At 59.8% G+C, this 25,302-nt stretch carries 32 protein-coding genes; 19 read left to right on the plus strand and 13 right to left on the minus strand.

All coding sequences use genetic code 11. The features are described from left to right. Nucleotides 1–117: 117 nt before the first annotated feature. From MMS95_RS05040 to MMS95_RS05050, 3 genes are all read left to right on the plus strand, one after another. Complete coding sequence (locus tag MMS95_RS05040; RefSeq protein WP_242141442.1) at nucleotides 118–1,062, plus strand: MBL fold metallo-hydrolase; 945 nt, start codon at nucleotides 118–120, stop codon at nucleotides 1,060–1,062. A 153-nt stretch (nucleotides 1,063–1,215) separates the two neighbouring features. Then, complete coding sequence (locus MMS95_RS05045) at nucleotides 1,216–1,956, plus strand: SDR family oxidoreductase (RefSeq protein ID WP_242141443.1); 741 nt, start codon at nucleotides 1,216–1,218, stop codon at nucleotides 1,954–1,956. A gap of 64 nt (nucleotides 1,957–2,020) precedes the next feature. Continuing rightward, nucleotides 2,021–2,224, plus strand: a complete 204-nt coding sequence (locus MMS95_RS05050) for a DUF1289 domain-containing protein (RefSeq protein ID WP_172574909.1) — start codon at nucleotides 2,021–2,023, stop codon at nucleotides 2,222–2,224. Between the two features lie 61 nt (nucleotides 2,225–2,285). On the opposite strand, the gene nrdF is transcribed toward MMS95_RS05050, so the two are convergent. The 5 genes from nrdF to MMS95_RS05075 form a co-directional block, all read right to left on the minus strand. Next, on the minus strand, nucleotides 2,286–3,257 hold the full coding sequence (gene nrdF / locus MMS95_RS05055) for a class 1b ribonucleoside-diphosphate reductase subunit beta (RefSeq protein WP_004928917.1): 972 nt from the start codon (nucleotides 3,255–3,257) through the stop codon (nucleotides 2,286–2,288). A gap of 8 nt (nucleotides 3,258–3,265) precedes the next feature. Further along, a complete protein-coding gene (gene nrdE, locus MMS95_RS05060; protein WP_015378866.1) occupies nucleotides 3,266–5,410 on the minus strand; it encodes a class 1b ribonucleoside-diphosphate reductase subunit alpha in 2,145 nt (714 codons plus the stop codon). Next, nucleotides 5,392–5,796 carry a class Ib ribonucleoside-diphosphate reductase assembly flavoprotein NrdI gene (nrdI, locus tag MMS95_RS05065; protein WP_015378865.1) on the minus strand — a complete coding sequence of 135 codons (405 nt, stop codon included), beginning with the start codon at nucleotides 5,794–5,796 and terminating at the stop codon, nucleotides 5,392–5,394. Before nrdI ends, nrdE begins: the two co-directional genes overlap by 19 nt. A 9-nt stretch (nucleotides 5,797–5,805) precedes the next feature. Further along, entirely contained in the window at nucleotides 5,806–6,036 is a 231-nt protein-coding gene (nrdH, locus tag MMS95_RS05070; protein WP_004928934.1) for a glutaredoxin-like protein NrdH, read from the minus strand. Between the two features lie 273 nt (nucleotides 6,037–6,309). Further along, a complete protein-coding gene (locus MMS95_RS05075; RefSeq protein WP_015378864.1) occupies nucleotides 6,310–6,741 on the minus strand; it encodes a carboxymuconolactone decarboxylase family protein in 432 nt (143 codons plus the stop codon). Between the two features lie 95 nt (nucleotides 6,742–6,836). On the opposite strand from MMS95_RS05075, the gene MMS95_RS05080 reads away from it, so the two are divergent. Then, nucleotides 6,837–8,267: a PLP-dependent aminotransferase family protein gene (locus MMS95_RS05080; RefSeq protein WP_015378863.1), complete on the plus strand. Its 1,431-nt coding sequence runs from the start codon at nucleotides 6,837–6,839 to the stop codon at nucleotides 8,265–8,267. A 61-nt stretch (nucleotides 8,268–8,328) separates the two neighbouring features. On the opposite strand, the gene MMS95_RS05085 is transcribed toward MMS95_RS05080, so the two are convergent. Next, nucleotides 8,329–8,637 (minus strand): YqjD family protein, encoded by a 309-nt coding sequence (locus MMS95_RS05085; RefSeq protein WP_004928950.1) that lies wholly within the window; start codon nucleotides 8,635–8,637, stop codon nucleotides 8,329–8,331. A gap of 229 nt (nucleotides 8,638–8,866) precedes the next feature. Here MMS95_RS05085 and asr point away from each other — a divergent pair, with 229 nt between their 5' ends. Beyond that, nucleotides 8,867–9,217, plus strand: coding sequence for an acid resistance repetitive basic protein Asr (gene asr, locus MMS95_RS05090; protein ID WP_004928953.1), 351 nt, complete (start codon nucleotides 8,867–8,869; stop codon nucleotides 9,215–9,217). Between the two features lie 195 nt (nucleotides 9,218–9,412). On the opposite strand, the gene MMS95_RS05095 is transcribed toward asr, so the two are convergent. Next, complete coding sequence (locus MMS95_RS05095; protein ID WP_015378861.1) at nucleotides 9,413–9,793, minus strand: DUF4440 domain-containing protein; 381 nt, start codon at nucleotides 9,791–9,793, stop codon at nucleotides 9,413–9,415. Then, nucleotides 9,790–11,172, minus strand: coding sequence for an MFS transporter (locus tag MMS95_RS05100; protein ID WP_015378860.1), 1,383 nt, complete (start codon nucleotides 11,170–11,172; stop codon nucleotides 9,790–9,792). The genes MMS95_RS05095 and MMS95_RS05100 overlap by 4 nt, the downstream gene beginning before the upstream one ends. A 105-nt stretch (nucleotides 11,173–11,277) precedes the next feature. On the opposite strand from MMS95_RS05100, the gene MMS95_RS05105 reads away from it, so the two are divergent. From MMS95_RS05105 to MMS95_RS05115, 3 genes are all read left to right on the plus strand, one after another. Continuing rightward, entirely contained in the window at nucleotides 11,278–12,183 is a 906-nt protein-coding gene (locus MMS95_RS05105) for a LysR family transcriptional regulator (protein ID WP_015378859.1), read from the plus strand. A gap of 90 nt (nucleotides 12,184–12,273) precedes the next feature. Continuing rightward, nucleotides 12,274–13,446, plus strand: coding sequence for an MFS transporter (locus MMS95_RS05110; protein WP_015378858.1), 1,173 nt, complete (start codon nucleotides 12,274–12,276; stop codon nucleotides 13,444–13,446). Nucleotides 13,447–13,548: 102 nt separating this feature from the next. Next, nucleotides 13,549–13,887, plus strand: a complete 339-nt coding sequence (locus tag MMS95_RS05115; RefSeq protein ID WP_004928971.1) for a DUF2002 family protein — start codon at nucleotides 13,549–13,551, stop codon at nucleotides 13,885–13,887. A 25-nt stretch (nucleotides 13,888–13,912) separates the two neighbouring features. On the opposite strand, the gene MMS95_RS05120 is transcribed toward MMS95_RS05115, so the two are convergent. Beyond that, nucleotides 13,913–14,359, minus strand: coding sequence for a DUF1198 family protein (locus MMS95_RS05120; RefSeq protein ID WP_004928974.1), 447 nt, complete (start codon nucleotides 14,357–14,359; stop codon nucleotides 13,913–13,915). Nucleotides 14,360–14,423: 64 nt separating this feature from the next. After that, the gene (locus MMS95_RS05125; RefSeq protein WP_004928976.1) at nucleotides 14,424–14,759 is read right to left on the minus strand and encodes an MbeD/MobD family mobilization/exclusion protein; all 336 of its coding nucleotides are present in this window, start codon (nucleotides 14,757–14,759) and stop codon (nucleotides 14,424–14,426) included. 184 nt (nucleotides 14,760–14,943) lie between these two features. Between MMS95_RS05125 and smrA the strand changes: the two genes are divergently transcribed. Beyond that, entirely contained in the window at nucleotides 14,944–15,516 is a 573-nt protein-coding gene (gene smrA, locus MMS95_RS05130) for a DNA endonuclease SmrA (RefSeq protein WP_004928978.1), read from the plus strand. Between the two features lie 50 nt (nucleotides 15,517–15,566). Here smrA and MMS95_RS05135 read toward each other — a convergent pair whose 3' ends face one another. Continuing rightward, on the minus strand, nucleotides 15,567–15,980 hold the full coding sequence (locus MMS95_RS05135) for a DoxX family protein (protein WP_004928980.1): 414 nt from the start codon (nucleotides 15,978–15,980) through the stop codon (nucleotides 15,567–15,569). 192 nt (nucleotides 15,981–16,172) lie between these two features. On the opposite strand from MMS95_RS05135, the gene MMS95_RS05140 reads away from it, so the two are divergent. Further along, a complete protein-coding gene (locus MMS95_RS05140) occupies nucleotides 16,173–16,415 on the plus strand; it encodes a (4Fe-4S)-binding protein (RefSeq protein WP_004928981.1) in 243 nt (80 codons plus the stop codon). After that, nucleotides 16,405–16,683, plus strand: coding sequence for a GNAT family N-acetyltransferase (locus MMS95_RS05145; protein WP_004928983.1), 279 nt, complete (start codon nucleotides 16,405–16,407; stop codon nucleotides 16,681–16,683). Before MMS95_RS05140 ends, MMS95_RS05145 begins: the two co-directional genes overlap by 11 nt. 34 nt (nucleotides 16,684–16,717) lie before the next feature. Here the strand turns inward: MMS95_RS05145 and MMS95_RS05150 are convergent, their stop codons facing one another. Continuing rightward, nucleotides 16,718–16,900, minus strand: a complete 183-nt coding sequence (locus tag MMS95_RS05150; RefSeq protein ID WP_015378856.1) for a DUF2158 domain-containing protein — start codon at nucleotides 16,898–16,900, stop codon at nucleotides 16,718–16,720. A gap of 120 nt (nucleotides 16,901–17,020) precedes the next feature. On the opposite strand from MMS95_RS05150, the gene MMS95_RS05155 reads away from it, so the two are divergent. After that, nucleotides 17,021–17,527 (plus strand): DUF1543 domain-containing protein, encoded by a 507-nt coding sequence (locus MMS95_RS05155; RefSeq protein ID WP_088381868.1) that lies wholly within the window; start codon nucleotides 17,021–17,023, stop codon nucleotides 17,525–17,527. Nucleotides 17,528–17,596: 69 nt separating this feature from the next. Here the strand turns inward: MMS95_RS05155 and MMS95_RS05160 are convergent, their stop codons facing one another. Continuing rightward, on the minus strand, nucleotides 17,597–18,331 hold the full coding sequence (locus MMS95_RS05160) for a methyltransferase domain-containing protein (RefSeq protein ID WP_004928990.1): 735 nt from the start codon (nucleotides 18,329–18,331) through the stop codon (nucleotides 17,597–17,599). Between the two features lie 100 nt (nucleotides 18,332–18,431). Between MMS95_RS05160 and MMS95_RS05165 the strand changes: the two genes are divergently transcribed. The 7 genes from MMS95_RS05165 to MMS95_RS05195 all read left to right on the plus strand — a co-directional run bounded on the left by MMS95_RS05165 (nucleotide 18,432) and on the right by MMS95_RS05195 (nucleotide 25,277). Beyond that, a complete protein-coding gene (locus MMS95_RS05165) occupies nucleotides 18,432–18,884 on the plus strand; it encodes a GNAT family N-acetyltransferase (RefSeq protein WP_079007667.1) in 453 nt (150 codons plus the stop codon). A gap of 556 nt (nucleotides 18,885–19,440) precedes the next feature. Further along, nucleotides 19,441–20,070, plus strand: a complete 630-nt coding sequence (locus tag MMS95_RS05170) for a DUF1120 domain-containing protein (protein ID WP_082997521.1) — start codon at nucleotides 19,441–19,443, stop codon at nucleotides 20,068–20,070. A 157-nt stretch (nucleotides 20,071–20,227) separates the two neighbouring features. Continuing rightward, nucleotides 20,228–20,869: a DUF1120 domain-containing protein gene (locus MMS95_RS05175; protein WP_021504966.1), complete on the plus strand. Its 642-nt coding sequence runs from the start codon at nucleotides 20,228–20,230 to the stop codon at nucleotides 20,867–20,869. A 48-nt stretch (nucleotides 20,870–20,917) separates the two neighbouring features. Continuing rightward, nucleotides 20,918–21,556, plus strand: coding sequence for a DUF1120 domain-containing protein (locus tag MMS95_RS05180; protein ID WP_242141444.1), 639 nt, complete (start codon nucleotides 20,918–20,920; stop codon nucleotides 21,554–21,556). Nucleotides 21,557–21,637: 81 nt separating this feature from the next. After that, a complete protein-coding gene (locus MMS95_RS05185) occupies nucleotides 21,638–24,007 on the plus strand; it encodes a fimbria/pilus outer membrane usher protein (RefSeq protein ID WP_230199820.1) in 2,370 nt (789 codons plus the stop codon). 16 nt (nucleotides 24,008–24,023) lie between these two features. After that, a complete protein-coding gene (locus MMS95_RS05190) occupies nucleotides 24,024–24,707 on the plus strand; it encodes a fimbria/pilus chaperone family protein (RefSeq protein ID WP_021504963.1) in 684 nt (227 codons plus the stop codon). Nucleotides 24,708–24,860: 153 nt separating this feature from the next. After that, on the plus strand, nucleotides 24,861–25,277 hold the full coding sequence (locus MMS95_RS05195; RefSeq protein ID WP_217904338.1) for a DUF2946 domain-containing protein: 417 nt from the start codon (nucleotides 24,861–24,863) through the stop codon (nucleotides 25,275–25,277). The last annotated feature ends 25 nt before the right edge of the window (nucleotides 25,278–25,302 follow it).

Genomic DNA, 25,302 nt, shown 5'->3' on the forward strand with positions numbered 1-25,302 from the left:
CAAAATTATTCACAATAAATATATTATTTATATATTTATCAAAGGCATTTATTAAACAGGCGCATCGGGCTTTTTGCGTCAATACTTAGCGCTGTTCAATTCTCGCAAGGAGTCATCATGTTCTGGAAACGTTGTCTGCTGGGCGCGGCGCTGGCCGTTATGTCATTACAGACCGGGGCCGCCGCGCCGCAGGCCAAAACCCCGACGCCGGGATTTTACCGCATCATGCTGGGCAGTTTTGAAGTGACCGCGTTGTCCGATGGCATCATTCGCCTGCCGGCGGACAAGCTGTTGCTGCACAGTACGCCGCAGCAGATCGCCGCCGGGTTGGCCGAGCGGCATCAAAGCCTGCCGGTGGTCACCTCGGTCAATGCCTATCTGATCAACACCGGCGACAAGCTGGTGATGATTGACAGCGGCGCCGGCCAACTGCTGGGCGACGGCCTGGGCAAGCTGGTGGATAACCTGCGCGCGGCGGGCTACCAGCCGGAGCAGGTGGATGAAATCTACCTGACCCACATGCACCCGGATCACCTCGGCGGCCTGACGCACGACGGCAAGGCGGCATTCCCCAATGCGGTGGTGCGCGCCGCCAGCCAGGACGCGGACTTCTGGCTGAGCGCGGACCAACTGAAACAGGCCAAAGCAGAGAGTAAAAGCAACTTCGAACGGGCCCAGGCGGCGATCAAGCCGTACCAGGCGACCGGCCACTTTAAGCCGTTCAGCGGCGACGGCGAACTGTCGCCGGGCATTGCCGCCTTCGCCGCTCACGGCCATACGCCGGGGCACAGCGTGTATCAGGTGACCAGCCAGGGCAAGAAGCTGTTGCTGTTGGGGGATCTGATCCACGTGGCGGCGGTGCAGTTGCCGCATCCTAAGGTGGCTATCAGCTTTGACAGCGACGCCAAGGCGGCGGTCGCTCAGCGGCTGCGGATATTTGGCAACAGCGCGCGGCAGAGCGAGCTGGTGGGTGGCGCACACCTGTCGTTCCCGGGGTTGGGGTATTTGAACCGCCAGGGCGACGGTTACACCTGGGTGCCATTGAACTACGGCGCGCTGTAATGGAGATGGCCGCCCAACGGGCGGCCATCGTAAGCGCCTTGGGGACATTGTTCGATAATTTGGGATGATGATGCCAGAGAATCGGGGCTGATTCGCCGTGATAAACAGTGCATGATTAACGCTCTGCCCGTTGCTTTCTTTAAGGATCTCCCGATGAACCAGAAAACGCCTCCTGTCGCCATCGTCACCGGCGCATCCCGTGGCATCGGCGCGGCCATCGCCGAGCGTCTGGCCGCCGATGGCTTTACCGTCATCATCAACTATTCAGGCAATCCGGCGCCGGCCGATGAGCTGGTGGGCAAGATAGAACAGCGCGGCGGCCGCGCCTTGAGCGTCAAGGCCGACGTCAGCGATGCGTCTGCGGTCGTCCGGCTGTTCGACAGTGCTGAACAGGCGTTTGGCGGCGTCGACGTGCTGGTCAATAACGCCGGAGTGATCGCGCTGGCGCCGATAGCGGACATGAAGGATGAAGACGTGGATCGCCTGCTCGACATCAACCTGAAAGGCAGCTTCAATGCGATGCGCGAGGCGGCGAAGCGCCTGCGCGACAATGGCCGCATCATCAACTTCTCCTCCAGCGTGGTGGGGTTGCTGCAGCCGGGTTACGGCATGTATGCCGCCAGCAAGGCGGCGATCGAAGCGCTGACCAGCGTGCTGGCGAAAGAGCTGCGCGGCCGCAACATCACGGTGAACGCCGTCGCGCCGGGGCCGACCGCCACCGGCTTGTTCCTCGACGGCAAAACCCCGGAGCTTATCGAGCGGCTGGCGAAGATGGCGCCGCTGGAGCGCCTGGGCACGCCGGAGGATATCGCCGCGGCGGTGGCTTTCCTCGCCGGGGCCGACGGCGGCTGGATCAATGGCCAAACCCTGCGCGCCAACGGCGGCATCATCTGATTGGCGACGCGCCGCCGCCGGATCGGGTATCCTGTGGCGGAACATATCACATCAAGGGCAACGTATGGCGGGCCACACTCAGCAATCCTATCCTGGCGTCAGATCGCCCTGCGTCAGCCTGTGCCGGATCGACGACGAAACCCAGCAGTGCCGCGGATGCCGGCGCACGCGGGCGGAGATCGCCGCCTGGCCGACCGCCAGCGACGCGGAAAAACGCGCCATCTGGCGGCGGCTTGAGCTGCGTGCGGAATTCAAGCAAAACACATAGTCGCGAGAGCACGACACGCCGCACTCCCGTGAAGGTTTATTCCTGATACGGCTAGCCAGCCTCAGAAATCCCAGTCCTCATCCTCGGTGTTGACCGCCTTGCCGATGACGTAGGACGACCCTGAGCCGGAGAAGAAGTCGTGGTTTTCGTCGGCGTTCGGCGACAGCGCCGACAGGATCGCCGGGTTGACCTCCGCCATCGCCGGTGGGAACAGCGCTTCATACCCGAGGTTCATCAGCGCCTTGTTGGCGTTGTAGTGCAGGAAGGTCTTCACGTCTTCCGTCCAGCCGACGCCGTCGTACAGCTCCTCGGTGTAACGCACCTCGTTGTCGTACAGATCCTGCAGCAGATCGAAGGCGAAGTTTTTCACCTGTTGGCGCCGTGCAGCGTCCACTTTCTCCAGCCCTTTCTGGAACTTATAGCCGATATAGTAGCCGTGCACCGCCTCGTCGCGAATGATCAGACGGATCAGATCGGCGGTGTTGGTCAGCTTGGCGCGGCTGGACCAGTACATCGGCAGGTAAAAGCCCGAATAGAACAGGAACGACTCGAGGAAGACGCTGGCGACTTTTTTCAGCAGCGGATCGTCGCTGCGGTAGTGCGCCAGAATGATGCCGGCTTTCTTCTGCAGCGCGCGGTTTTCCTCGCTCCAGCGATAGGCGTCATCCACGTCCGGCGTTTGGCACAGGGTGGAGAAGATTGAGCTGTAAGAGCGGGCGTGCACCGCCTCCATAAAACTGATGTTGGAGTACACCGCCTCTTCGTGCGGCGTCAGCGCATCGGCGATCAGGGCCGGCGCGCCGACGGTGTTCTGGATGGTGTCCAGCAGCGTCAGCCCGGTGAACACCCGAATGGTCAGCTGCTGCTCCTTCGGCGTCAGCGTGGCCCAGGAGGGGATATCGTTGGACAGCGGCACCTTCTCCGGCAGCCAGAAGTTGGAGGTCAGACGGTTCCACACCTCCAGATCCTTGTCGTCTTCGATGATGTTCCAGTTGATGGCGCGCACCAGCGGCGCCGATGTTACGGTCGTCATAAGTTGCCTCACAGCGAGCAGGACACGCAGCCCTGCACCTCGGTGCCTTCCAGCGCCATCTGGCGCAGGCGGATGTAGTAAATGGTCTTGATGCCTTTGCGCCAGGCGTAGATCTGCGCGCGGTTGATGTCGCGGGTAGTGGCGGTATCGCGGAAGAACAACGTCAGCGACAGCCCCTGATCGACGTGTTGCGTGGCGGCGGCATAGGTATCGATGATTTTCTCCGGGCCAATCTCGTAGGCATCCTGGTAATACGCCAGGTTGTCGTTGGTCATGTAAGGCGCCGGGTAGTAAACGCGGCCGATCTTGCCTTCCTTGCGGATCTCGATGCGCGAAACGATCGGATGAATGCTGGAGGTGGCGTTGTTGATGTACGAGATGGAGCCGGTCGGCGGCACCGCCTGCAGGTTCTGGTTGTACAGCCCGTGCATCATCACCGACTGGCGCAGCGCGCGCCACTCGTCGCGCCCCGGAATGGCGATGCCGGCGGCGGCGAACAGTTCGCGCACCCGCTCGGTCTGCGGCAGCCAGTCGCGCTCGGTGTATTTGTCAAAGTACTCGCCGCTGGCATAGCGAGAGTGCTCAAAGCCGTCAAAGGCGCCGCCGCGCTCGATCGCCAGCCGGTTAGAGGCGCGGATGGCGTGATAGGCCACGGTATAGAAATAGAGATTGGTGAAGTCGATGCCTTCTTCCGAGCCGTAGAAGATACGCTCGCGCGCCAGGTAACCGTGCAGGTTCATCTGACCGAGACCGATGGCGCGGGCGCTGCGGTTGCCTTCGGCGATCGACGGCACCGAGCGGATGTCGCTCATGTCGGCCACCGCGGTCAGCGCGCGGATCGCGGTCTCGATCGCTTTGCCGAAGTCCGGTGCGTCCATGGTTTTGGCGATGTTCAGCGAGCCGAGGTTGCAGGAGATGTCCTTGCCGATGCGATCGTAGCTCAGATCTTCATGATACGTACTGGCGCGGTTGACCTGCAGGATCTCCGAACACAGGTTGCTCATGTTGATGCGACCGGCGATCGGGTTCTCCCGGTTGACCGTGTCCTCGAACATGACATACGGGTAGCCGGATTCGAACTGGATCTCCGCCAGCACCTGGAAGAATTCGCGCGCATTGATGCGCGACTTGCGGATGCGCTTGTCGTCCACCATCTCGCGGTACTTCTCGCTGACGGCAATCTCCGAAAACGGCACGCCATACACCCGCTCGACGTCGTAGGGCGAGAACAGGTACATCTCCTCGTTGTTCTTCGCCAGCTCAAAGGTGATATCCGGGATCACCACCCCCAGCGACAGCGTTTTGATGCGGATCTTCTCGTCGGCGTTTTCCCGCTTGGTGTCGAGAAAACGCAGAATGTCCGGGTGGTGGGCGTTGAGATATACCGCGCCGGCTCCCTGGCGTGCGCCGAGCTGGTTGGCGTAGGAGAAGGCATCTTCGAGCATTTTCATGATCGGAATGACGCCGGAAGACTGGTTCTCGATGCGCTTGATCGGCGCGCCCACTTCGCGAATATTGCTCAGCAGGAAGGCCACGCCGCCGCCGCGTTTCGACAGCTGCAGCGCGGAGTTCACCGCCCGGCCGATCGATTCCATATTGTCTTCGATGCGTAGCAGGAAGCAGGAGACCAGTTCGCCGCGCTGGCGTTTGCCGCAGTTGAGGAAGGTCGGCGTGGCCGGCTGGAAGCGGCCCGAAATCATCTCCTCCACCAGATCCTGCGCCAGGGCGGTATCGCCCGCCGCCAGCGTCATCGCCACCATGCACACCCGATCTTCGTAGCGTTCCAGATAGCGCTTGCCGTCGAAGGTTTTGAGCGTATAGCTGGTGTAGTACTTGAAGGCGCCGAGGAAGGTCTCGAAGCGGAATTTTTTGGCGTAGGCCTGCTGGAACAGCTGCTTGATAAACGGGAACTCGTACTGCGCCAGCACCTGCGGCTCGTAGTAGCCTTCTTCCACCAGATAGCGCAGCTTTTCCTCCAGGTTATGGAAGAACACGGTGTTTTGGTTGACGTGCTGCAGGAAGTAGTGCCGCGCCGCCAGCCGATCCTTGTCGAACTGGATCCGGCCTTCCGCATCGTAAAGATTGAGCATCGCGTTGAGCGAATGGTAATCCAGCGCGCCCGTCTCGGGCCTGGTCAGTTCTGTCGTTGCCAAAATGCGGTTACTCCCTGTCGAACGTTTTCAACGTCTTGCGCGGTGCCGAGCAGCTCGAAGCGGTACAAAAAAGGCACCTGGCATTTTTTGGCGATGATGTCGCCGGCGATGCCGTACGCTGCGCCGAAGTTGGTGTTCCCGGCGGCGATGACGCCGCGCAGGTATGAACGGTTTTGCGGAACGTTGAGAAAGCGGATCACCTGGATCGGCACCGCGCCGACGGCGCTGCCGCCGCCATAGCTGGGCACGATCAAGATATAGGGTTGTTCCATCAGCAATTTGCTGCGGGCGCCGGCGATCGGAATGCGGATCGCCGGCAGGCCCAGTTTCTCAACGAATCGGTGGGTGTTCTCCGAACTGCTGGAGAAATAGACCAGCGGATTCATCGTCGAGCCTCAGCAGGTGAGCGCCAGCGCGCCGATTTTGTCCGGCCGGAAACCGGACCAGTGATCGTCACCGGCGATAATCACCGGAACCTGCTGATAACCCAATGATTTAACGTGGTTCAGCGCCTGCTGATCCTGGGTGAGATCGATCACCTGATAATCAATCCCCTGCTTATCAAATGCGCGATAGGTGGCGTTGCACTGGACACAGTCCGGCTTACTGTAAATAATAATGCTCATGATTCGCATTTACCTTTAGACTGAAGGAAAGGCGGACAAGTCAGATAACGGAGCATCGTTCCTGGCGTTTCTGACGGCGTTATCAACCGAACGACATTCCCTGCGGCTGACCTATAAAATACTATATGTTGATATTTGTTTTATCAACCACGCTATATATGGTGTTTTGTGGGGTTAAGTGCGCAGACCGCGTCGGAGCTGGGAAGGCGAGGGGAAAATTTTTTTTCGGGTGGGAAATTCCCCCCTCTCAGAGAAGAGGGGGAGGCGAACGCATTATTGGCGCATGCTGACGGCCAGCCGGTTGAAGGCGTTCATGATGCTGATGGCGAAGGTCAGATCGGCGATCTCGGTATCGCTGAAGTGCGCTTTCAGCGCCTCAAAAGCGCTGTCCGGCGCGCCGGTGGCGGCGATCAGCGTCACCGACTCGGCCCATTCCAGCGCGGCGCGTTCGCGCTCGCTGAACTCATGGCTGACGCGCCAGCCCGCCAGCGTATCGAGTTTGGCGTGGCTGAAGCCGCTTTCGCGCAGCGCTTTACCGTGCATGTCCAGGCAGTAGGCGCAGCCGTTGATCTGCGAAACGCGCATAAACATCAACTCGATGGTCGCTTTGTCCAGAGCGCCTTTCTCCAGCGCCATCAGCGCGCTCACCATATTTTTGTACGGGGCGGGCGCCAGCTCGGCGTAATTCAAACGTTGCTTAATCATGGTCAACCTCAATCGATAGTAACGAAATCATGGCGCTACTTTAGCGGCCTTATGGTCTATGCTATAGGGCCATAAAATGATTATTTAACCGGGCCATGATGCCAACTTTCCTGACCTCGCTGCGTTTGGACAGCCGTCTCGCCGAACCGCTGTACCGGCAGATTTATCTGCGAATCAAAGACGCCATCGCCCAGGGCAACCTGGCGGCGGGCAGCCGGCTGCCTTCGGTACGCGGGTTGGCTAGCGATCTTGGCGTGGCGCGCGCCACGGTGGAAAGCGCCTATGCTCAACTGATCGCCGAAGGTTTTTTGCAGAGCCGGGGGCAGGCAGGCACCTATGTCTCGCCGCAGTTGCCGCCCATGCAGGGGGCGGCGTCCGCTGCACCGCCGTTGCCGGCGGTGGCGCCCGATCCGCTGCAGCCGCAGGGCATGCTGCAGCCTTTCCAACTGGGCGTGCCGGCGCTGGATGCGTTTCCACGTGCGCTGTGGCAGCGCATTGTCGCCCGCCAGCTGCGCGGTTCTACGGTGGCTTCCCTGGCGCTGCCGCCGGCCGGCGGCCTGCCTGAACTGCGTGAGGCGATCGCCCATTATCTGCATTTGTCGCGCGGCATCAGCTGCCAGCCGGAGCAGATTTTCCTCTGCGCCGGCTACCCGGCGCTGTTGGACTGGGTGGTGGAGACGCTGTTGCACGCCGGTGACGCGGTATGGATCGAAGATCCCGGTTATCCGGTTACGCGCCCGCTGCTGCGGGCCGCCGGCGTGAGGCCGGTCGCCGTGCCGGTGGATGAACAGGGAATGGACGTGGCCGCCGGTATCCTGACGGAGCCCGAGGCGCGGCTGGCGGTGGTCACGCCGACTCATCAGAGCCCGCTCGGCGTCTCGCTCAGCCTGGCGCGGCGGATGGCGCTGCTCGACTGGGCGCAGCAGCGCGGGGCCTGGATCCTCGAGGATGACTACGACAGCGAGTTTCGCTATCACGGGCGACCATTGCCGCCGCTGAAAAGCCTCGATGTTCAGGGGCGGGTGCTGTACGCCGGCACTTTCAGCAAAACGCTGTTCCCGGCGCTGCGCATGGCTTATCTGGTGGTGCCCGCCGGTCTGACGGCGGCATTCGCGCGCAGCAGCCGGCTGCGCGGCTGCGGCTGCCCGCCGCTGCTGCAGGCAAGCGTGGCGGATTTCATCCGCCAAGGGCATTTCTACCGCCACCTGAAACGCATGCGGCCGCTGTACCGCCAGCGTCGCGAGTGGTTGACGCAGGCGCTGGAACGGCAGCTGGGGGCCTGGCTGACGGTGGTGCCGCAGCAGGGCGGCATTCAGCTGTTGGCTCGGCTGCATCACGGGCTGGCGGATGCGCCGTTGGCGGCGAAAGCGTGGCGGCAGGGGCTGGCGGCGCAGGCGTTGTCGGATTGGCAAATCGATCGTCCGGCGGGGCAGGGGTTACTGTTGGGGTTCGCCAATTTCAGCCGGCGAGAGGAGGCGGAGCGGGCGGTGCAGGGGCTAGCGCAGCTGTTTAAACACGCAAATTAAACGGCCCGCGATTTCCGCGGGCCAGACGCACATCTGTTTTATCTTTATGACTGCAGGGGTGTTAACGCCGGGCCAGCAGCACGCCGAGCACGATGCCGACGGCGGCACCGATCCCTACGCCCTGCCAAGGTTTGTCACGCACATAGCTGTCGGCTTGATCGACCGCGTCGCGCGCATGCTGTGTCAGACTGGTGGAGCCATTGAACCGCGCCCGGGCGTCGCGCAACACGCCTTTCGCCTTGCTGTGCAGCTCTTTCAGTTCCTCTTTGGTCTTGTCACCGGACTCGCGCAACACTTCATCCAGCGTATCGGCCAACAGAGTGACGTCCTGATCGATGTCGCGTTCTGTTCTTTCCGCTTTCTTAAACATTCAGCTCTCCATTTCGACACATGTCTTTTAAGTGTAGACCATGTCGAGATTTGCGTGGCCGATCACGGAAAAAAACCGCCGTCACGCAGGTGTTTGCCGGCGCCTGGGCTTTGTACATTTGGTTACTCGGCGAAACCAATCACTCACGGAAGCGGCGGTTTGATTCCACTAGTATCTGTTTCAACGGCTCCACCGGAGCTTACCGAAACAACACTCTGAGGATTTAAAGATGAAAAAAGTATTAGCGCTGATCGTTGCTGCCACTATGGGTCTGTCTTCTGTTGCTTTCGCTGCTGATACTGCAGCTACTGCTCCGGCTACCACCACCGCGCCAGCTGCGACCACCACTACCGCTGCGCCAGCGGCGGCTGCTGAAAAAGCGCCAGCTAAAGCGACGCACCACAAGAAAGCCAAGCACCACAAAAAAGCGCCAGCCCAGAAAGCTCAGGCCGCTAAAAAGCACCACAAAAAAGCGCCGGCTCAGAAAGCCCAGGCAGCTAAAAAGCACCACAAAAAAGCGCCAGTGCAGAAAGCTCAGGCCGCTAAAAAACACCACAAAAAAGCCGGTAAAAAAGCGTAATTAAGTGATGTTTGCGGAACCGAAAGGTTCCGCACGCTCCAGTCCGTACTCCAGACACCCGGTTCTTCCGGGTGTCTTCTTTTGAGGCGACGCACGATGATCAATCGCTATCTGTTTGAAGTCATTTTCAGCGCGGTAACCCTGTGCGGGGTGATCGTCGGCTGGGAACTGTTTTTGGCCGGCAGCTTTTTGTGATCATTGCGCCGCGGCGGTTTCATGCAAATGCCGCCAGCCGAGCGCGTTGCGCTGGCGTTCAAACACCACCGTGGAGTAGCGCAGCGTGGCGCTTTGTCCCGGCAGACTCTGTTTTTCCCGGTAGCTGACTACCGCACCCGTCGGCCATTCGGCCACCAGCTTCATCTCTTCTATCTCGATTTCCAGACCCGGTTTGGCGGCGCGATGCGCGCGGAAAAAAGCGCACAGCGCGGTGAAATCCAGCGTGGCGCCGTTCAGCGCGATCATGCTGAAATCCGGCGTAAAGCGCGCCAGCAGCGCCTGCTCCTCTCCGGCGCCTTTGCCCAGCCAGCGTTCAATGGCGATGTGGGCGTCGATCACTTCGGTAAAATACGGGTTCATAAAGCATCCTGTTGAGCGTTGAGTTGGCGCACGATGGCGCGGTTGGCGAGGCGCAGACACAGCAACAGCGGGATAAGTGTGCTGGCGCCCGCCAGAATGAAGCAGGTTCGGTAAGCCGCCGCGGGCGGCAACACGGCCAGCAGCAGATTCAGCAGCAGACTGAGCAGCGCCACGCCGAGGCAAAAACTGAGCTGGCGGTTGATATTCCACAGTGCGCTGGCGTCCGCCAATTGGCCGTCGGGGATCTGCAGAAACGCGCTGCTCTGCGCGGTGCTGCTGCACAGGCTGCCGCCGAACCCCATCAGGGCGAAGGCGGCGATCTGCCACGCGTGCTGCCCGGCCTGATCGATCTGCGCCAGCGTCAGCATGCCGGCGCCTTGCAACAGACAGCCGGCGATCAGCAGCGGCCGCGGGCCGAGGCGATTAAAGCTTTTGCCGGTCAGCGTGATGGCCAGGAACGACGCCAGCGCCCAGGGCAGCATCAGGCCGCCGACCTGCGCGGCGGGCATCCCCAGCTGGTTTTGCAAATACAGCATCGCCACCAGGCTGACGCCGATGAACAGGCCGGGAATGCACAAATAAACCGCCATGGCGTTGCGCAGCAGCGGATCGCCGACCAGCCGCAGGTTCAGCAGCGGCTGCGGGGTGCGCAGGCTATGGCGCAGATAATAGGCCAGCACCAGCAGGCCGGCGGCCAGCAGCGCCGCGCCGGAAACCTGATGACCGGCTTCGCTCAGCCGGGTCAGGCCGAGCAGCAGCAGCGTCAGCGCCGCGCAGGCGCTCAGTAATCCAGTCGCGTCGAGCGGTTTGCGCGCCGCCGTCGGCGTTTCCGCACGTAGCCACAACGCCGCCAGTGCCAGGGCCAGGGCCGCCAGCGGCAGGTTGGCGAAAAACACCCAGCGCCAGTCCAACCGATCGACGAGCCAGCCGCCCAGCGCCGGTGACAGCGCCGGCGCCAGCAGCCCGACCAACATGATGGCGGCCGACAGCCCGGCGCGTTCATGGCTGCGGTACAGCTGATAGGTCAGCGTCTGGCCGATGGGGATCAGCAAGCCGCCGCCCATGCCCTGCAGGGTGCGCCAGCCGATCAGCGCGCCGATGCTGTCGGCGTTGCCCGCGCCGAGGGTGGCCAGCATGAACAGCGCCAGGGAGAGCAGAAACACCCGCCGCCCGCCGATGCGCTGCGCCAGCCAGGCGCTGAGCGGGATCACCAGCGTCAGGCCGAGAATATAGCCGTTGCTGACCCACGCCAGCTGGCTGACCGATGCTCGCATCGCCTGGCCGATGGCGGGGTAGGCGACGTTGGCGATAAACATATTGATCAAATCGACGAAAAAGCCGAGCAGATAGACGATTGCCACTTTGCTGCGATAAGACATGGTGCCTCCGGTTGAAGGCGGGCAGTGTAGCGGGGGGAAAAGTGCGGATAAATCGGCGGCGGGCGATTACACTGTCAAAATCATTTTGACAATAAGGGCGGCGAAATGCTGAATTTGCAGCGCCTGGCGATCTTCGCGGCGGTGGTGGAGGCGGGCAGCTTTACCGCAGCAGCGGTGGCGCTGGGGCAAACCAAGGCGGTGGTGAGCTTTAACGTCAAGCAGCTGGAGAATGAGCTGGGGGTGTCACTGCTGGTGCGCAGCACCCGCCGATTATCGCTGACCGATGCCGGCGAACGCTTCTACCAGCGCAGCCTGCAGTTGTTGCAGGAGGCGGAGAACGTGCTCGACGACGTGCGCCGCGATCATCACGGGCTGAGCGGCGTGCTGCGCATCACCAGCACGCCGGAGTACGGCGCGCAGGTGGTGGCGCCGGCGCTGGCGGCGTTTTCGCGCCAGCATCCGCGCCTGCGCATCCAGCATGTGTCTTCTTCTTATCATGCCGATCTGATCTCGGAGCGCTTCGACGTGGCGATCCGTCTGGGCCAGCTGGCGGATTCCAGCCACCGCGCGGCCTTGATCGACAGCTTCGCCATTTTTCCGGTGGCGGCGCCGGATTATCTGGCCGACCGGCCGATGCATTCGCTGACGGATCTGGCGCAGGCGCAGTGGATCGCCCACAGCCGGCTCAGTTCGCCCCTCAGCTGGCAGGTGGTCACGCCGCAGCGCGAAGCGGTGCTGTTCAAGGTGGCGGACGCCGCCACGCTTACCGGCGACAGCGCCGCGGCATTGCTGGCGTTCGCCCTGCATGGCGCCGGGGTGGCGTTGCTGCCGGCGTGGCTGGCGCAGCCCGAGATCGACGCCGGCAGGCTGCAGCGGTTGCTGCCGGATCACCGTTTCCCCGAGCAGAGCATCTATGCGCTCTACCCGAATACCCGCCATGTGCCGGAGAAGGTGCGGGCGTTTATCGATTTTCTGCGCGCGCGGGTGGCGGCAAAATCGTTAGCGAAATAATAATTCGTTATCACTCTCTCATTTATCATCAAATCTCATCGGGGTATGCTGGAGGGCTTCGTCTACCCCGTCCGATGCGAGCCACCTTCGATGACCGCAGAAAATAACTTCCAGCTGAACCGACGCATTCTGTCCGTGGTGATGTTCACCTTCGTCTGCTACCTGACCATCGGCCTGCCGCTGGCGGTGCTGCCGGGATTTGTGCATGACCACCTGGGCTACAACTCGGTGTTGGCGGGCCTTATCATCAGTGCGCAATACTTCGCCACGCTGTTCAGCCGTCCGCATGCCGGGCGCTACGCCGATCAGCTGGGGCCGAAGAAGGTGGTGCTGTTCGGCCTGACGTGCTGCGGCGCCAGCGGGCTGTTTTACGCGCTGGCGTTTGGCGTTGACGGTTATCCGTGGCTCAGCCTGCTGCTGCTGTGCGTGGGGCGGGTGTTTCTCGGCGTCGGCGAAAGCTTCGCCAGCACCGGTTCCACGCTGTGGGGCATCGGCCGGGTCGGGGCGATGCACACCGCACGGGTGATTTCCTGGAACGGCGTCGCCACCTACGGGGCGATGGCGGCTGGCGCGCCGCTCGGCGTGTACCTGAATCAGCAGTGGGGCTTGGCCGGGGTGGCGGCGCTGATCGTGCTGGCGGTCGCGGTGGCGCTGCTGTTGGCGAGCGGCAAGCCGGACGTCTCGATCGCCGCCGGGCAGCGCATCGCCTTCAGCGCGGTGTTCGGCCGCATCTGGGCCTATGGTCTCGGGCTGGCGATGGGCACCGTCGGCTTCGGCGTCATCGCCACGTTCATCACCCTTTACTACGCCGACAAGGGCTGGAGCGGCGCGGCGTTTTCGCTGACGCTGTTCAGCTGCGCCTTCGTCGGCATCCGCCTGATCTTCAGCAACGTCATCAACCGCCACGGCGGGTTGAAGGTGACGCTGGCGTCGTTTCTGGTCGAGATCGTCGGGCTGCTGTTGATCTGGCAGGCCGGCGAACCCTGGATAGTGCAAACAGGCGCGTTGCTGGCCGGCGCCGGTTTTTCGCTGGTGTTCCCGGCGCTGGGCGTTGAGGCGGTGAAACAGGTGCCGCCGCAGAACCAGGGCACGGCGCTCGGCACTTATTCGGCGTTCCTCGACCTGGCGTTGGGCATCACCGGCCCGCTGGCCGGGCTGCTGATTGGGCAAGCGGGCGTGCCGTCGATCTATCTGGCGGCGGCGCTGCTGGTGGCGATCGGGGTGCTGCTCACCCTGCGCCTGCTGCAGCGCAGCCGGCGCTGATTCAGGAATAGTCCGAAACCCGGATTCCTCCCCAGAAAATCGTTGTTTCGGTGAATGATTACGGTAAGGTCGCTCAGCGGTCCAGAATGAGAGGAGGAATCGATGTATTTACGGCCGGATGAAGTGGCTAAAGTGTTGGAGAATACCGGCTTTGAGCGTGATTATGTCACCGATCAGGCCTATGGCTACCGCAAGGGTACGCATTATGTGTATGTGAATCGCGAAGCGCGGATGGGCAGAACCGCATTGGTGATCCACCCGGCGTTGAAAGAGAGAAGCGTGCATTTCGCCACGCCGACCTCGCCGGTGCGCACCAGCGAGCAGTATCTGGAGTTTCCCCTGGATTTAAGCAGCGACGCCCCGAACCTGCGTTACGGCATCGCACACGGCTTCAGCTCGCGCGAAGCGCTGTCGCGCTACCTCTACAGCATGTTCCTGTAATCGGTCCCCCGCCCGGGGGACGCGATCAGCCGTGGGCCAACGCTTCGCGGTTGAAACGCTCATTGTAGGCGCGGCGGAACTGCGCCAGTTCAAATGCATCGATATCCAGCTCGGCGAAGTAAAACAGCGCCGCTTCGGTGTGCTCGGCGTGCAGCTCCGGCGACAGCCCGGCGCGCAGCAGCACGTCGCGCCACAGGGCAATCTGTTCGTCGTCCGCCTGTTTGATGAACGTCAGATAGATGAACAGCAGGTAAGCGGCCTGGTGCATCTCTTCGGTGTAGCCGTTGTTCAGCATGCGGATAAAGGTCTGGCTTTGGCGGCCGCCCATTTCCTGGATCATCGATTCGATCAGCATCGGTTTGACCCTCAGCAGATGGGCCAGCGAATCGATGGCTTTGCGGGTGTCGGACGTCAGAATGCGGTAACCGATAATAAATACGACGATCAGGACGGCGAGGATGATCCAGGTCATTTAGGCTTTATTACACTCTCAATACGCCAGAAGAGGGAGAGGCGCTGTGCGACAGCGCCCGCTATCAATGCTGTTCGCCGCTGAAATTACCGACCGCGCTCTGCTGGCGCAGATGGTGGTTAAAGGTGGCCGCGTCTTTGGCCAACGCGTCGAGATGGGCGCCAAGCATTTTGATCTGCTTGACCAGCGCATGTTGTTCCGGCACCGAACTGGCGGTGCTCAGTTTGCGCGCCAGTTGTTCATTCTGCGCCCGCAGCGCGGCTTCGCGCTGTTTGGCTTCTTCCAGCAGTTGCTGCAGCGCCTGGTAGCTCTGCTGCCATTCGCGGTGTTGCCGTTCGAAGCTGCTCTGCAACTCATTCATCGCATTTTGAAACTGGATTTCCAGCTCGCGCATTGTCATGGGCTCGATCCTTTGCGGCACTCAATGATGGCTTAGCAGTATAGCGAAAACTGCTCGCAAGCTCACCCGTTGACGACAAATGAGACACATGCCGCTGACAATTCCCGGCTTGCAACCGTGGCAAGGCGTCTTACAATCGACCCCATTCCCGGCCGTAAAGGCTGCCGTTCAAGAGAGGTGGAACATGAGCGAGCAGGAAAAAGACTTTTTTGAACAGGCGATGGCGGACGTGGTGCCGCTGGCGAACGGGCGGCAGACGTTGCACCTCCGGCCGCAGGAGACGGTGGACAAAAGCGCGCGGCGCGAAGCACAGCGGCTGCGGCAGGAAAACTTCCTCAGCACCGATTTTCTCGAGGTGATCCCCTGCGAACAGCCGCTGGAGTTCAAAGGGGAAGGCATTCAGCAGGGCGTGCTGGACAAGCTGCGCAACGGGCGTTACCCGCCGCAGGCGTCGCTGAACCTGCTGCGTCAGTCGGTCGAAGCCAGCCGGCAGGCGCTGTTTCGCTTCATCGTGCAGGCGGAGGCGCAAAACCTGCGTTCGCTGCTGATCGTGCATGGCCGCGGGCGGCAGAACGACAGCCATCCGAATATCGTGCGCAGTTACGTCGCCAAATGGCTGGCGCAGTTTGAACAGGTGCAGGCGTTTTGCCGCGCCTTACCGCGCGACGGCGGCGAGGGCGCCTGCTACGTCACGCTGCGTAAATCGGCGCAGGCCAGGGCGGAAAACTTTGAGCGCCACGCCAAGCGCAGCCGTTGAAAGGATTGCCGAAATAAAATGGCCGGCGAATATCGCCGGCCATCGATGAATTATTTATTAAATATTTTATAGTCCAGCGAATAACGGCCGGCGCCGGTCACCGCCAGTAACAGCAAACCACCAATGATGCTGATGTTTTTAAAGAAGTTGATTTCGTTGCCCATCATTTCCATACCGGTCATTTTCCAGAATGGATGGCCGATAAACGCGGTGCCCAAAACATAGAGGGCGAAAATGACCGCGATAGGGCGAGTAAACAGGCCGAGAATAAGCGCGATGCCGAAAATAAACTCCACCACCACGGCAACGATCGCCGCCAAATAAGGCATCGGCGTGCCGTAACCTTCCATCGCCGTGACGGTCGCACCGAAGTTGACCAGTTTCATCCAACCGAAAATGATAAACAGAATCATCAGCAATATGCGGGACAGCAGAATTACGCCGTCTTTTGAGCTATCACCCATTTCGAACTCCTTAGCCACTGTCGGAATTATGTTGTCTTACTGTATAAAGATTAGAACAATTTACGTTTTTTTCTAGCGGCGACGGGCGGTTGCGTCACTTTTTTCGTTGAGCGAGATGCGTGGTGAAGCCGGCGACATTGCCTATACTTGAGCCTGGAGCAAAAACAATAAAACAGGCAATGTGAGGTCGTGATGGATGAGGAATTGACCGCCGCCGGTTACCGCCGTTATTCCGGTGATAAGATTGACGTTTATTTTAACAGTGCAGTTTGCCGCCATTCCGCCAACTGCGTGCATGGCAACGCGGCTATTTTTACCTTGAATCGCCGCCCGTGGATTATGCCGGACAATGCCGAGCCGGCCGAGGTGAAACGCGTTATCGACAGCTGCCCCAGCGGCGCACTGAAATATAGGGAGAAATCGTATGGATCATAAAATCTTGGCAGACGACAAGCGTTTTTATATCAATGATGAGCAAGGCAAGCTGATCGCCGAGATCTCTTTCGTGCCGAGCGGTGACAAGCTGACCATTATCGATCACACCTGGGTGGATGAGTCATTGAAGGGGCAGGGCGTCGGCAAAAAGCTGGTGGCGCTGGTGGTGGAGAAAATGCGCGCGGAGCAGCGCAAAATCATTCCGCTGTGCCCGTTCGCCAAGCATGAGTTTGATACCACGCCAGCCTATCAGGACATTCGCGCCTGAGGCGATAACGGGGCGCGGCGCGCGCCCCGAGCGTTCAGCAGACGCCGAAATCGCCGTCTTCGTGGTACAGCGCCACCTCGCTGGCCTGCACCTCCGTGCGCTGCTCTTTACCCAGTTCATTCCAGCTGCAAACCAGGGTTTCGCCGTCGATCGCCACCACGGTCATCTTTGGGCCGCCGGTGGTGCGTTGTACAAAATCACCGATATTGAATGCCATGCGTTCCTCCACAACAGATTAAACCTCACCTATTGATAACACAGAATGGCGCTACCGTTGGCAGATGTTTCGTTATGTATTAACTTATACAGCGATTATCACCAGGGAGAGCAGACTAACATGCCGGGATTATTGATGTTTTATGTGGGCGGTACGGCGCCGGGCGCCAATATTGAGTTGCACGACGTGCAGTTCGCGGCGGCGGATCGGCCGGATGAGGCGTATCCACTGCTGCGCGAAAAGTGGTTCGGCGATAAACGCAAGGTGCATGTCGACGGCTATGCGCGCATCGACTGGGCGGACGGTTACGACGTGAGCCTGGAGCCCGCGCCGTTCGCCGGTGAAGAGAGGCTGTTTTTCGTTAACGTGGGCGGTTACCGCAGCGATGAGCTGGCGGAACTGCACCAGTTCGGCCTGTTCGTGGCGCGCTCCGCCGACGAGGCGAAAGACAAAGCCAAACGAGTGCTGCTGACCGACAGCGCGCAGCAGCACAAGGATGACCTGGCCGAGGTGGATGACTGCCTGCTGCTGCAGGCGTTGCAGGGGTATCACGTTCATCTGCGGGCCAACCCGCACGGCAAACCGGCCCGGCCGCTGTGGCAGGGGTATCTGCCGATTGGTGAGTAACGTTGGGGGAAGGCGGCCTCCCCAAATTTGGCGGTGTTAATGGTGTACTGCAGGTGAATCAGGCAAGCATCAGGCGGGTTTGCGGGCGGCGAGAATGAAGATCATCGGGCGTTCCTGCTCTTCGTCCAGCGCCGGGGTAGCGGCGATTTGCTGCGCGCTGGGGCCCCATTCGTTCAAATGCTGGATGATAAATCCTTGCTGCGCCAGCGGGTTGATATAGCTGCCGAGCGTGCGGTGCTGCTTGATGACGCCTTCCGCCAGCCAGTTGGAGACGCGCTGGCCTTCCCGCTGGTAGCCGTTGACCGGCCAGGATTTCTGCCCGTTGCCGTCGGTCAGCCAGCCCTGCTGCGCCGGGGCGGTGTAGATCGGGTGCTCGGCGGTGAAGATGAACTGCCCACCGGGTTTCAGCGCGGCGTAAACCGTGGCGAACAGCGCGGCCAGATCCTCGAGGTAGTGCAGCGTCAGCGAGCTGTAGACCAGATCGTAACTTTCCGGCGGCAGCTGCAGCTGCGCCAAATCTTGCCGGCGGTACTCGATGCCCGCGTCGGCAGTCATCTCCCGCGCCTTGGCCAGCATCTTTTCCGAGACGTCCAGCCCCAGCACGCTGGCTGCGCCCTGTTCGCGCGCGCTGCGGCAAAACCAGCCGTAGCCGCAGCCGAGATCGACCACGCTTTTTCCCTGCAAGTCCGGCAGGATGCGGCGGATGGCGGGCCATTCCGGCGCGCCGTCCAGGCCGTGCTGCGAGCGGCTGAGCTGCGCGTAGCCGTCGAAGAAAGCCTGATTGTCATAGATGTTTTGCGTCATGATGACTCCTTGGGATGAATGACGGCGGCGGAATGCCGCTGCCATACTCTGCATATTGCTGCATAATTCTACGCTGACAACATGAATAACGGGAATGACGATGGACATGATTTCGGTGCGGCAAGCGCCCGAGCTGGCGCCGCGCGCCATTGCATATTTTCAGCGGCACTGGGCCACGGCAGAGACGCTGATGATGTATGAAGACGCTATCAACCGCAGCCTCGGCGCCGCCAACCCGCTGCCGCAGTGGTACCTGTTGATGGAAAATGACCAGATCCTCGGCTGTGCGGGGCTGATTACCAACGACTTTATCAGCCGCGGCGAGCTGTATCCCTGGCTGTGTGCGCTCTACGTAGAGGAAACGCAGCGCGGCCGGGGCTGTGGCGCCAAGCTGATTGAGCATGTGGCGGCGGAAACTCGCCGGTTGGGCTTCCCGCAGCTGCACCTGTGCACCGATCTGGAGGGTTACTACGAGCGCAGCGGTTTCGTTTATAACGGGCTTGGGTATCACCCCTGGGGCGAGGCCTCGCGGGTCTATTCGCGGGTGCTGTAAACAGATCCGCTGTTTACCAAGATTCAGCTTATTATCTGCAACGGAAAAAACGGCACGCGGAAAAGCGAGCCGTTTTTTCTTTGAATCTGAATTGGGAGCGTCTGACTGACGGTATATTATTCGCTATTGTATTGAAATTAATGAAAAGATTCATCTTGGTTATTTCATTTGAGCTTAATGCTTTGTTTATGTCATTAACTGACATCTGTGCTGGGTAATTATGCATAATTATCATGGGTGTTTGTCTGCTGTATTGTTGTTTTTTTTCTGCTCTCATGTCTTTTTATCTATTTTTACCTATTTTTTTTACCTTATGTTCTGAATTGTTGATGGTGTTTAGGTTTATATTTTAATCCCAGCTCTGGGACGCTAGATTAGCGCTTACTGTATCGGTGGCGAAAACGACGCGACTGAGCTGTACCTGGAAAAATAAATTGATGACTCTCTATTGAGAGAATGTTTTTCGCCTCCGCATTGGAATGAATAATTATTTATTTCGTCAATGGTTTGTGTGATTAAAAGGGTATGGACTAATGGGAACGGAAACCACACTGTGATGAAAAAGAGACTGTTGCAAAATAAATTATGGCCAATAAGCGTATTTAGCCTGTTGATGTTTTTTTCCGGTCAACTTATTGCCTCGCCTGCTGCTGAGTTGAAAGTGTCCGGGAAAATAAAGCATTCAGGATGCACCGTTATTGCCGGTAACGATGGCGTTTATGATTTTGGCACCGTGCGGGAAGGCCCCCGGGGGAAGGTACAGAGATTGCCGGCCTTGAAACAAACCTGGCAGGTGCGCTGTGAGGGCGATGCTTACCTGACGCTCATTCCGATGGATAACCGCTCTGCCAGCCGCAACGGGTCGGACCTGAGTCGTTTCGGGCTGGGTAATGCGTCCGATGGGAACTCCATTGGGTATTTTATGTTGGGCCTGTCTCGTTCCACGGTGAACAGTGTTCCGGCAGCTTTGCGCGCACATAATGCGGCCGGGACTTCACCAGGTAGCGAAGTGGCGTTGATTTCCGGTGAGCGTACCGATTGGTTGCTGGCGGATTCGACGCGAGCCTTTGGTCGTACTTATACCATGGATATTTCGGTGACGCCGGTTCTGGCTGCCGACATTCCCACTGCCGATAAAGTGGAGCTGGACGGTTCGGTAACGTTGAATTTTGTTTTTGGGCTCTGAATAAAGCAATAAATGCGCAGTGTCAAATTCATACATGGTTTTTACGCCTGTGCGGGTGAAGACAACGAATTTGATTGAGCAAGAGAGGATTTATCCTCGTTTAACATCCTGCCATCTTTTTTGAACAGGATAATATTAACTATGAGTATGGATATTCATGATGAAAAAAACAGTAATCTCTGCAAGCATCGCCGCAGTCTTGATGATGGCGAATCAGGTTTCTGCGGCATCTATGTCACCAGAGCTGAAGGTCAAAGGGCAAATGGCGGTACCGTCTTGTCAGGTATCCATTGTTAACGATGGCGTTTTCGATCTTGGCAAGCTGTCCAATGCGTTGGTGAGCTCCACGACAGCCACCGCGCTGGCTAAATCGCAAAAACAGTTGGTCGTTGACTGTGAAGCCGAAACCTTTCTGAATTTCACCGTGGTCGATAACCGCGAAGGCACTGCCAGCGTAACGGGCAGCGCCAACTTTGGCCTGGGTGGTGTCAATGGCTCCGGCAAACTCGGTTATTATAAAGTCAATGCCCTTAATGCCGCAGTTAACGGCGTTTCTTCAGCACTGTACAGCGTTCAGAAAGGCGCCACGACATTCTCTACCGTCAGTTCGGCCTATGTCGATAAAAACAACGTCACGGGTTGGGCAAAGTCGGGTAATGTTCAAAACAGCGGAAGACTCTTCTCCGTAATGCTGGAGGTTGAACCTTATTTGGCTTCTTCTAAAGACATGAACGGTCCTATTACCGATAGCGTAAAACTGGATGGATCTTCCACCCTTAATTTTGCGTACGGCATCTGAGTGCCTGAAAAAGTTATTTGGATTGTAGCGATATAAGGATGTCGACTAATGAATAAAATTGCGTTGCGCATGATGGTAGCTGCCACGCTGCTTGTTACCGGGGGGAGTTTGGCCGCCGGCCCGAGCGCGGAAATTAAAGTAGTGGGTGAACTGATAGCGCCGACCTGTGAGGTCAAACTCCCTAACGAGGGCATTTTCGATTATGGCAGCATCAGCCATACGAGAATCAGCAAGGACAAGCCGGTTAGCCTGGGAGTTAAAGGCGGCAGTACCATGGAGGTGAAATGCGATGCTGAAACACCGATGACTTTTAACGTTATCGACAACCGTCTGGGCAGCGCCAGTGAGACAGGAAAAACCTTTGGCCTCGGTAACGTCAATACTACCGGTAAGCTGGGGTTCTATTCGATTCAGGCCTATTTCCCTCAGATTGATGGGGTGACTGGCAGATTGTTCGTTACTTCAGACACGTCGATCACTTCACCTCAAACCGTGGTTAATCTTGAGCACGGTAAGCGTGTGGGTTGGGCCTCAGCTTCAGGCAATACGCTAGCTATCGGTAAAAACTTCACCGCTCAGCTGTTGGTTGAAGCCTTCCTGGCCAAAAGCGGCGATATGCACGGCGAGGTGAGTGAAGACGTTAGTCTGGATGGGTCTACCACGCTGGAGTTCGGCTTCGGGCTGTAATACCGGATAGATAGCGCAGGGGGAGCTCTCTCCCCCTTTTTCTGAATCTATCACTCCCTGAATTAACCCAGAGAAGATGACGTGTCTATCAGGCAAAGCGCATCGGCACTGCTGTTTCTGTTGGTCTGGCCGATGACGAAAACTGCTGCCTCCGGATTCGATGTCAAAACCCTGGCGCAACTGGGGTATAACGCGGACATCGCTGCCTTTTTCAATACCGCTCGGTTTTTGCCGGGCGTACACCGGGTGATGCTGGAGGTCAACGCGGCGCAGCGCTACCAGGAGGAGGTGCGCTTCGACTCTGAAGGTGAGTTATGCCTGGATGAACGGCTAGCACAGACGCTGCGTTTACGGGTTGCGTCGCCTCCAGGCCGCTGCGAACGTCTTGAGACGTATTGGCCGCAGGCGGTGGTGAGGGTATTTCCCGGCGCCTTTCGGGTGGAAATAACCCTGCCGGAGGTGGCGTTCGACCCGGATAAATTGCGTACCGAGCAGTCAGGTGGCCATGCGCTGCTGCTGAACTACGATCTTTACGCCAACCGCCGCCAGGGGCGCTACGGCAATCAGCAGACGCTGCAGGCGATGCTGGAGCCGGGCATCAACCTCAGCAACTGGGTACTGCGCAACCGTTCGAGCTACAGCAACGACGAGAACGGTAGCCGGCTCGAGGTGTACGAAACCTCGGCGAGCAAAGATTTTCCTGGCTGGGGTGCGTTTGTGCAGCTCGGCGAATTCAGTGCCGGCGGCGTACTAAGTGGTAACGTGCCGCTGAGCGGTGGGCAACTGGCGTCCGTGGATATCGGAGGACACAACGCTGCACTGACAGTGCCGCTGCAGGGCAGCGTTGTGAACCCGGCGACGTTAGAGGTCAAACAGCACGGGCAACTGATATTCCGCACCCTGCTACCAGCCGGGCCGTTTTCGCTGAGCGAGTTGGGGCCGGTGATGGCCGGGGTGGAGGCAGAGGTCACCGTTATCGAAACCGACGGGCGGCGGCAACGCTTTACGGTCACGCCCGATACAGGCGATCCAGCGGATCGCTCGGGCGGCTATCGTTTGGCGGCAGGGCGTTATCAGCCCTACGGGGGCGACCATTATGGGACATCGCCGCCAGCGCTGCTGCTGGGGGAGAAGGCGTTCCGTCTCGGCCAGGGGCAGATAACGGTGGGCGGTTTGTTGGCTCATACCTATAAACGACTGGGCTGGCAGGGCAGTTTGGGAGACGACGGCGGCAACTGGTTATCGGGCAGTGCTATTTTCACCCGTGGCCGGCAGCCTGGCGCGCAGCTGGAGACCCAAGGGCAGGTGGCTATGGGGCGGAGTCTGGCGCTGTCTCTGTCGTCACAGTACCGCACGGAAGGCTTCCGGGAGGCGGACGAAGGGCTGCTAAACCCGTCCTCAGTAGAGGCAGAGACGGCACGGTTGCGCTACAGCGGCGGGCTGGCACTTTCCTGGCGAGCCCTGAACGCCGGCGTGCTGGCTTACTCACTGTCGCATGAACGCTATTACCGCGGCAGCCGGCGCAGCTGGACGCATGCACTGGCATATGGTGCGAGCCTGGGGCGGGCGACGTTAAGCGTTAACCTACAGTCTTCCGCTTATGATCGTGCTGCGGTCTATGCCGGGTTGAGTCTGCCTTGGGGGGCGGGCAGCGTTAGCAGCCGGTTGCAGGCGCGGCGTAACAAGCAAATGACGTTGGGCGGCAGTTGGCAGGGGCCGTTGAGCGAACGGCTCAATGGCTATCTGGACGTGACGCGGGACGCGGACGGTGACTATCAGAGCGCCGGCAACCTGAACGGCGAGACGCCCTATACCCGGCTTGGGTTGGGCGCCTCGCGCAGCGGGCAAGGTAGCACATCGCTGTCGCTGTCGTCGTCGGGAGGGCTGGGGGTGGCCAACGGCACCTGGGTGACGTCGCCGCAGCGCATCGGCGACACCTTCGCGGTGATGAAGGTGCCAGGACAGTCCGGTGTGAAAATATCGGGCAGCGGCAATGGCGTCACGGATTTCGCCGGTGACGCGCTGCTGCCGGTGCTGATGCCCTACATGCCGCTGCGTGCTCAGGTCGATACGTTGTCGCTACCGCTGAACCTACGGCTGGACAGCACGGATGCGGCGCTTGAGCTGGCACGCGGCACTGTGGCGGAGCGGCGTTTTCGGGTGACCGAAGTGCGCCAGCTGCTGCTGACCCTGCGGGATGAGAGCGGCGCGCTGCTGCCGACCGGGGCGTCGGTGCACGACGAGCGGGGGCAGCTGCTGGGCACGCTGATAGGCGAGGGTAACCTGATGCTGGTGAACGACGATATCGGCAAGGCGCTGCGGGTGCGGCGTCTGAACATGAACGAATGCGTGGTGAGTTACGCGGTGCCGGCGGCGTTCGACCCGTCGGTGTTGTACGAAGAGGGCGATGGCGTCTGCCGTGCGGCGGGCGGCTCGTCCGATAATGGATGAGAAGAGAGGAGCAATCATGACGATAAAACGGAGACTGGCGCAACTGCTGGGCGGGCTGTGGTTGACGCTGGGGCTGGCGCATTCCGCCGGGGCGTCGTTTCAGCTGGAGAGCATGGGCATCGTGCTGGAGGAGAACCCGGGGCGGGTGAGCTTCAGCATCAGGAACAGCTCGTCGGAGCCGATATTGCTGGCGACGAAGGTGGAGGATTTGGATGGCAAAGGGTTCAGCAAGGCGGTGCTGCTGTCGCCGCCGATAGCGCGCATCGAGGCGGGGCAGAGCCAGCAGGTGAACTTTGTGCTGAAGCCGGGTACGGCGCTGCCGCACGAGGTGATGCTGAAGGCGTCGTTCGAGGGGATAGGGCAGGCGGTGGACAACAGCGCGCGGATGCCGGTACGGCAGAGCATCGGGCTGATTCTGCAGCCGAAAGCGGTGGCGGTGAGCAAGACGCCGTGGGACGACCTGCGGTTGAGCGCAGGAGCCGGTCGGCTGACGCTCACCAACGGCGGGTTGCACGTGGTGCGGCTGGCGCCGCAGCTGACGTTGCAGCCGTCGGGCAAGGTGGTGACGCTGGAGAACTACTACCTGATGGCGGGCGAGACGCAGACGCTGGCGGTGGAAGGGCAGCCGACGTCGGTTGTCATCACGCCGCTGAGCCGCTATGGCTTCAAGCAGGATGCGGTGACGCTGACGGTGAAGTGATTTGGATGAAAATCAGACGCCTTGCATAAGCAAGAGATGTAGTTAGGCATGGTGAATGCCGCGAGAAATGAAACGTTTTTTCGTTCACCCCGGAGGTAGAGCGGGTTACACTGGCCGCTTGTTCGCCACCGACCGGGTTAATTCGCCGCCGCGATGAGAGTGCCACGCCAGCTACCGCAACGCTTTACCGCCTGCATCGCCATTATGGCGGTGCTGTTGCTGTTTGTTGCGCCGGTGGTGTCGAAATCGCTGATGCACCATCAGATGATGGGCGGCATGGCGCAGCCGGCAGCCGCCATGCCGCATGACATGCATGGGATGGCGATGCCCGCCGCCGAGCATGCCGGCCACCATGGCATGGATCCGGCGGAGATGATTTTCTGCGGCTATTGTGAGCTGCTGATCCACGTGCCGCTGCTGTTGTGGGTATTCGTCCCGCTGCTGTGGCTGATGGCGCGTATTGCGCGCCTGCCTTGCGCGCCACGCATCGTCCCCCCGCCCATTCGGCGCCTTGCTCTGCGGCCAAGCCCGCGCGGGCCGCCCGGCCAGCCGTTTTTCCTTATTGCTTGATCATGGGTAACGCCGTCCGTATCGC

It is taken from the genome of Serratia sp. PGPR-27, assembly GCF_022678525.1.
Lineage (GTDB): Bacteria > Pseudomonadota > Gammaproteobacteria > Enterobacterales > Enterobacteriaceae > Serratia > Serratia nematodiphila.

Excerpts from the sequence above, each read along its gene's own strand:
- MMS95_RS05085 (WP_004928950.1), bottom strand. The coding sequence starts at position 8,637 with ATGTTTAAGAAAGCGGAAAGAACAGAACGCGACATCGATCAGGACGTC.
- MMS95_RS05195 (WP_217904338.1), top strand. The coding sequence starts at position 24,861 with ATGAGAGTGCCACGCCAGCTACCGCAACGCTTTACCGCCTGCATCGCC.
- MMS95_RS05095 (WP_015378861.1), bottom strand. The coding sequence starts at position 9,793 with ATGAACCCGTATTTTACCGAAGTGATCGACGCCCACATCGCCATTGAA.
- MMS95_RS05180 (WP_242141444.1), top strand. The coding sequence starts at position 20,918 with ATGAATAAAATTGCGTTGCGCATGATGGTAGCTGCCACGCTGCTTGTT.
- MMS95_RS05105 (WP_015378859.1), top strand. The coding sequence starts at position 11,278 with ATGCTGAATTTGCAGCGCCTGGCGATCTTCGCGGCGGTGGTGGAGGCG.
- MMS95_RS05115 (WP_004928971.1), top strand. The coding sequence starts at position 13,549 with ATGTATTTACGGCCGGATGAAGTGGCTAAAGTGTTGGAGAATACCGGC.
- MMS95_RS05140 (WP_004928981.1), top strand. The coding sequence starts at position 16,173 with ATGGATGAGGAATTGACCGCCGCCGGTTACCGCCGTTATTCCGGTGAT.
- MMS95_RS05120 (WP_004928974.1), bottom strand. The coding sequence starts at position 14,359 with ATGACCTGGATCATCCTCGCCGTCCTGATCGTCGTATTTATTATCGGT.
- MMS95_RS05125 (WP_004928976.1), bottom strand. The coding sequence starts at position 14,759 with ATGACAATGCGCGAGCTGGAAATCCAGTTTCAAAATGCGATGAATGAG.
- MMS95_RS05050 (WP_172574909.1), top strand. The coding sequence starts at position 2,021 with ATGGCGGGCCACACTCAGCAATCCTATCCTGGCGTCAGATCGCCCTGC.
- MMS95_RS05145 (WP_004928983.1), top strand. The coding sequence starts at position 16,405 with ATGGATCATAAAATCTTGGCAGACGACAAGCGTTTTTATATCAATGAT.
- MMS95_RS05080 (WP_015378863.1), top strand. The coding sequence starts at position 6,837 with ATGATGCCAACTTTCCTGACCTCGCTGCGTTTGGACAGCCGTCTCGCC.
- MMS95_RS05155 (WP_088381868.1), top strand. The coding sequence starts at position 17,021 with ATGCCGGGATTATTGATGTTTTATGTGGGCGGTACGGCGCCGGGCGCC.
- MMS95_RS05040 (WP_242141442.1), top strand. The coding sequence starts at position 118 with ATGTTCTGGAAACGTTGTCTGCTGGGCGCGGCGCTGGCCGTTATGTCA.
- nrdH (WP_004928934.1), bottom strand. The coding sequence starts at position 6,036 with ATGAGCATTATTATTTACAGTAAGCCGGACTGTGTCCAGTGCAACGCC.
- MMS95_RS05175 (WP_021504966.1), top strand. The coding sequence starts at position 20,228 with ATGATGAAAAAAACAGTAATCTCTGCAAGCATCGCCGCAGTCTTGATG.
- nrdI (WP_015378865.1), bottom strand. The coding sequence starts at position 5,796 with ATGAATCCGCTGGTCTATTTCTCCAGCAGTTCGGAGAACACCCACCGA.
- MMS95_RS05165 (WP_079007667.1), top strand. The coding sequence starts at position 18,432 with ATGGACATGATTTCGGTGCGGCAAGCGCCCGAGCTGGCGCCGCGCGCC.
- MMS95_RS05100 (WP_015378860.1), bottom strand. The coding sequence starts at position 11,172 with ATGTCTTATCGCAGCAAAGTGGCAATCGTCTATCTGCTCGGCTTTTTC.
- MMS95_RS05045 (WP_242141443.1), top strand. The coding sequence starts at position 1,216 with ATGAACCAGAAAACGCCTCCTGTCGCCATCGTCACCGGCGCATCCCGT.
- nrdF (WP_004928917.1), bottom strand. The coding sequence starts at position 3,257 with ATGACGACCGTAACATCGGCGCCGCTGGTGCGCGCCATCAACTGGAAC.
- MMS95_RS05160 (WP_004928990.1), bottom strand. The coding sequence starts at position 18,331 with ATGACGCAAAACATCTATGACAATCAGGCTTTCTTCGACGGCTACGCG.
- MMS95_RS05150 (WP_015378856.1), bottom strand. The coding sequence starts at position 16,900 with ATGGCATTCAATATCGGTGATTTTGTACAACGCACCACCGGCGGCCCA.
- MMS95_RS05075 (WP_015378864.1), bottom strand. The coding sequence starts at position 6,741 with ATGATTAAGCAACGTTTGAATTACGCCGAGCTGGCGCCCGCCCCGTAC.
- asr (WP_004928953.1), top strand. The coding sequence starts at position 8,867 with ATGAAAAAAGTATTAGCGCTGATCGTTGCTGCCACTATGGGTCTGTCT.
- MMS95_RS05190 (WP_021504963.1), top strand. The coding sequence starts at position 24,024 with ATGACGATAAAACGGAGACTGGCGCAACTGCTGGGCGGGCTGTGGTTG.
- smrA (WP_004928978.1), top strand. The coding sequence starts at position 14,944 with ATGAGCGAGCAGGAAAAAGACTTTTTTGAACAGGCGATGGCGGACGTG.
- MMS95_RS05110 (WP_015378858.1), top strand. The coding sequence starts at position 12,274 with ATGACCGCAGAAAATAACTTCCAGCTGAACCGACGCATTCTGTCCGTG.
- MMS95_RS05135 (WP_004928980.1), bottom strand. The coding sequence starts at position 15,980 with ATGGGTGATAGCTCAAAAGACGGCGTAATTCTGCTGTCCCGCATATTG.
- MMS95_RS05170 (WP_082997521.1), top strand. The coding sequence starts at position 19,441 with ATGAAAAAGAGACTGTTGCAAAATAAATTATGGCCAATAAGCGTATTT.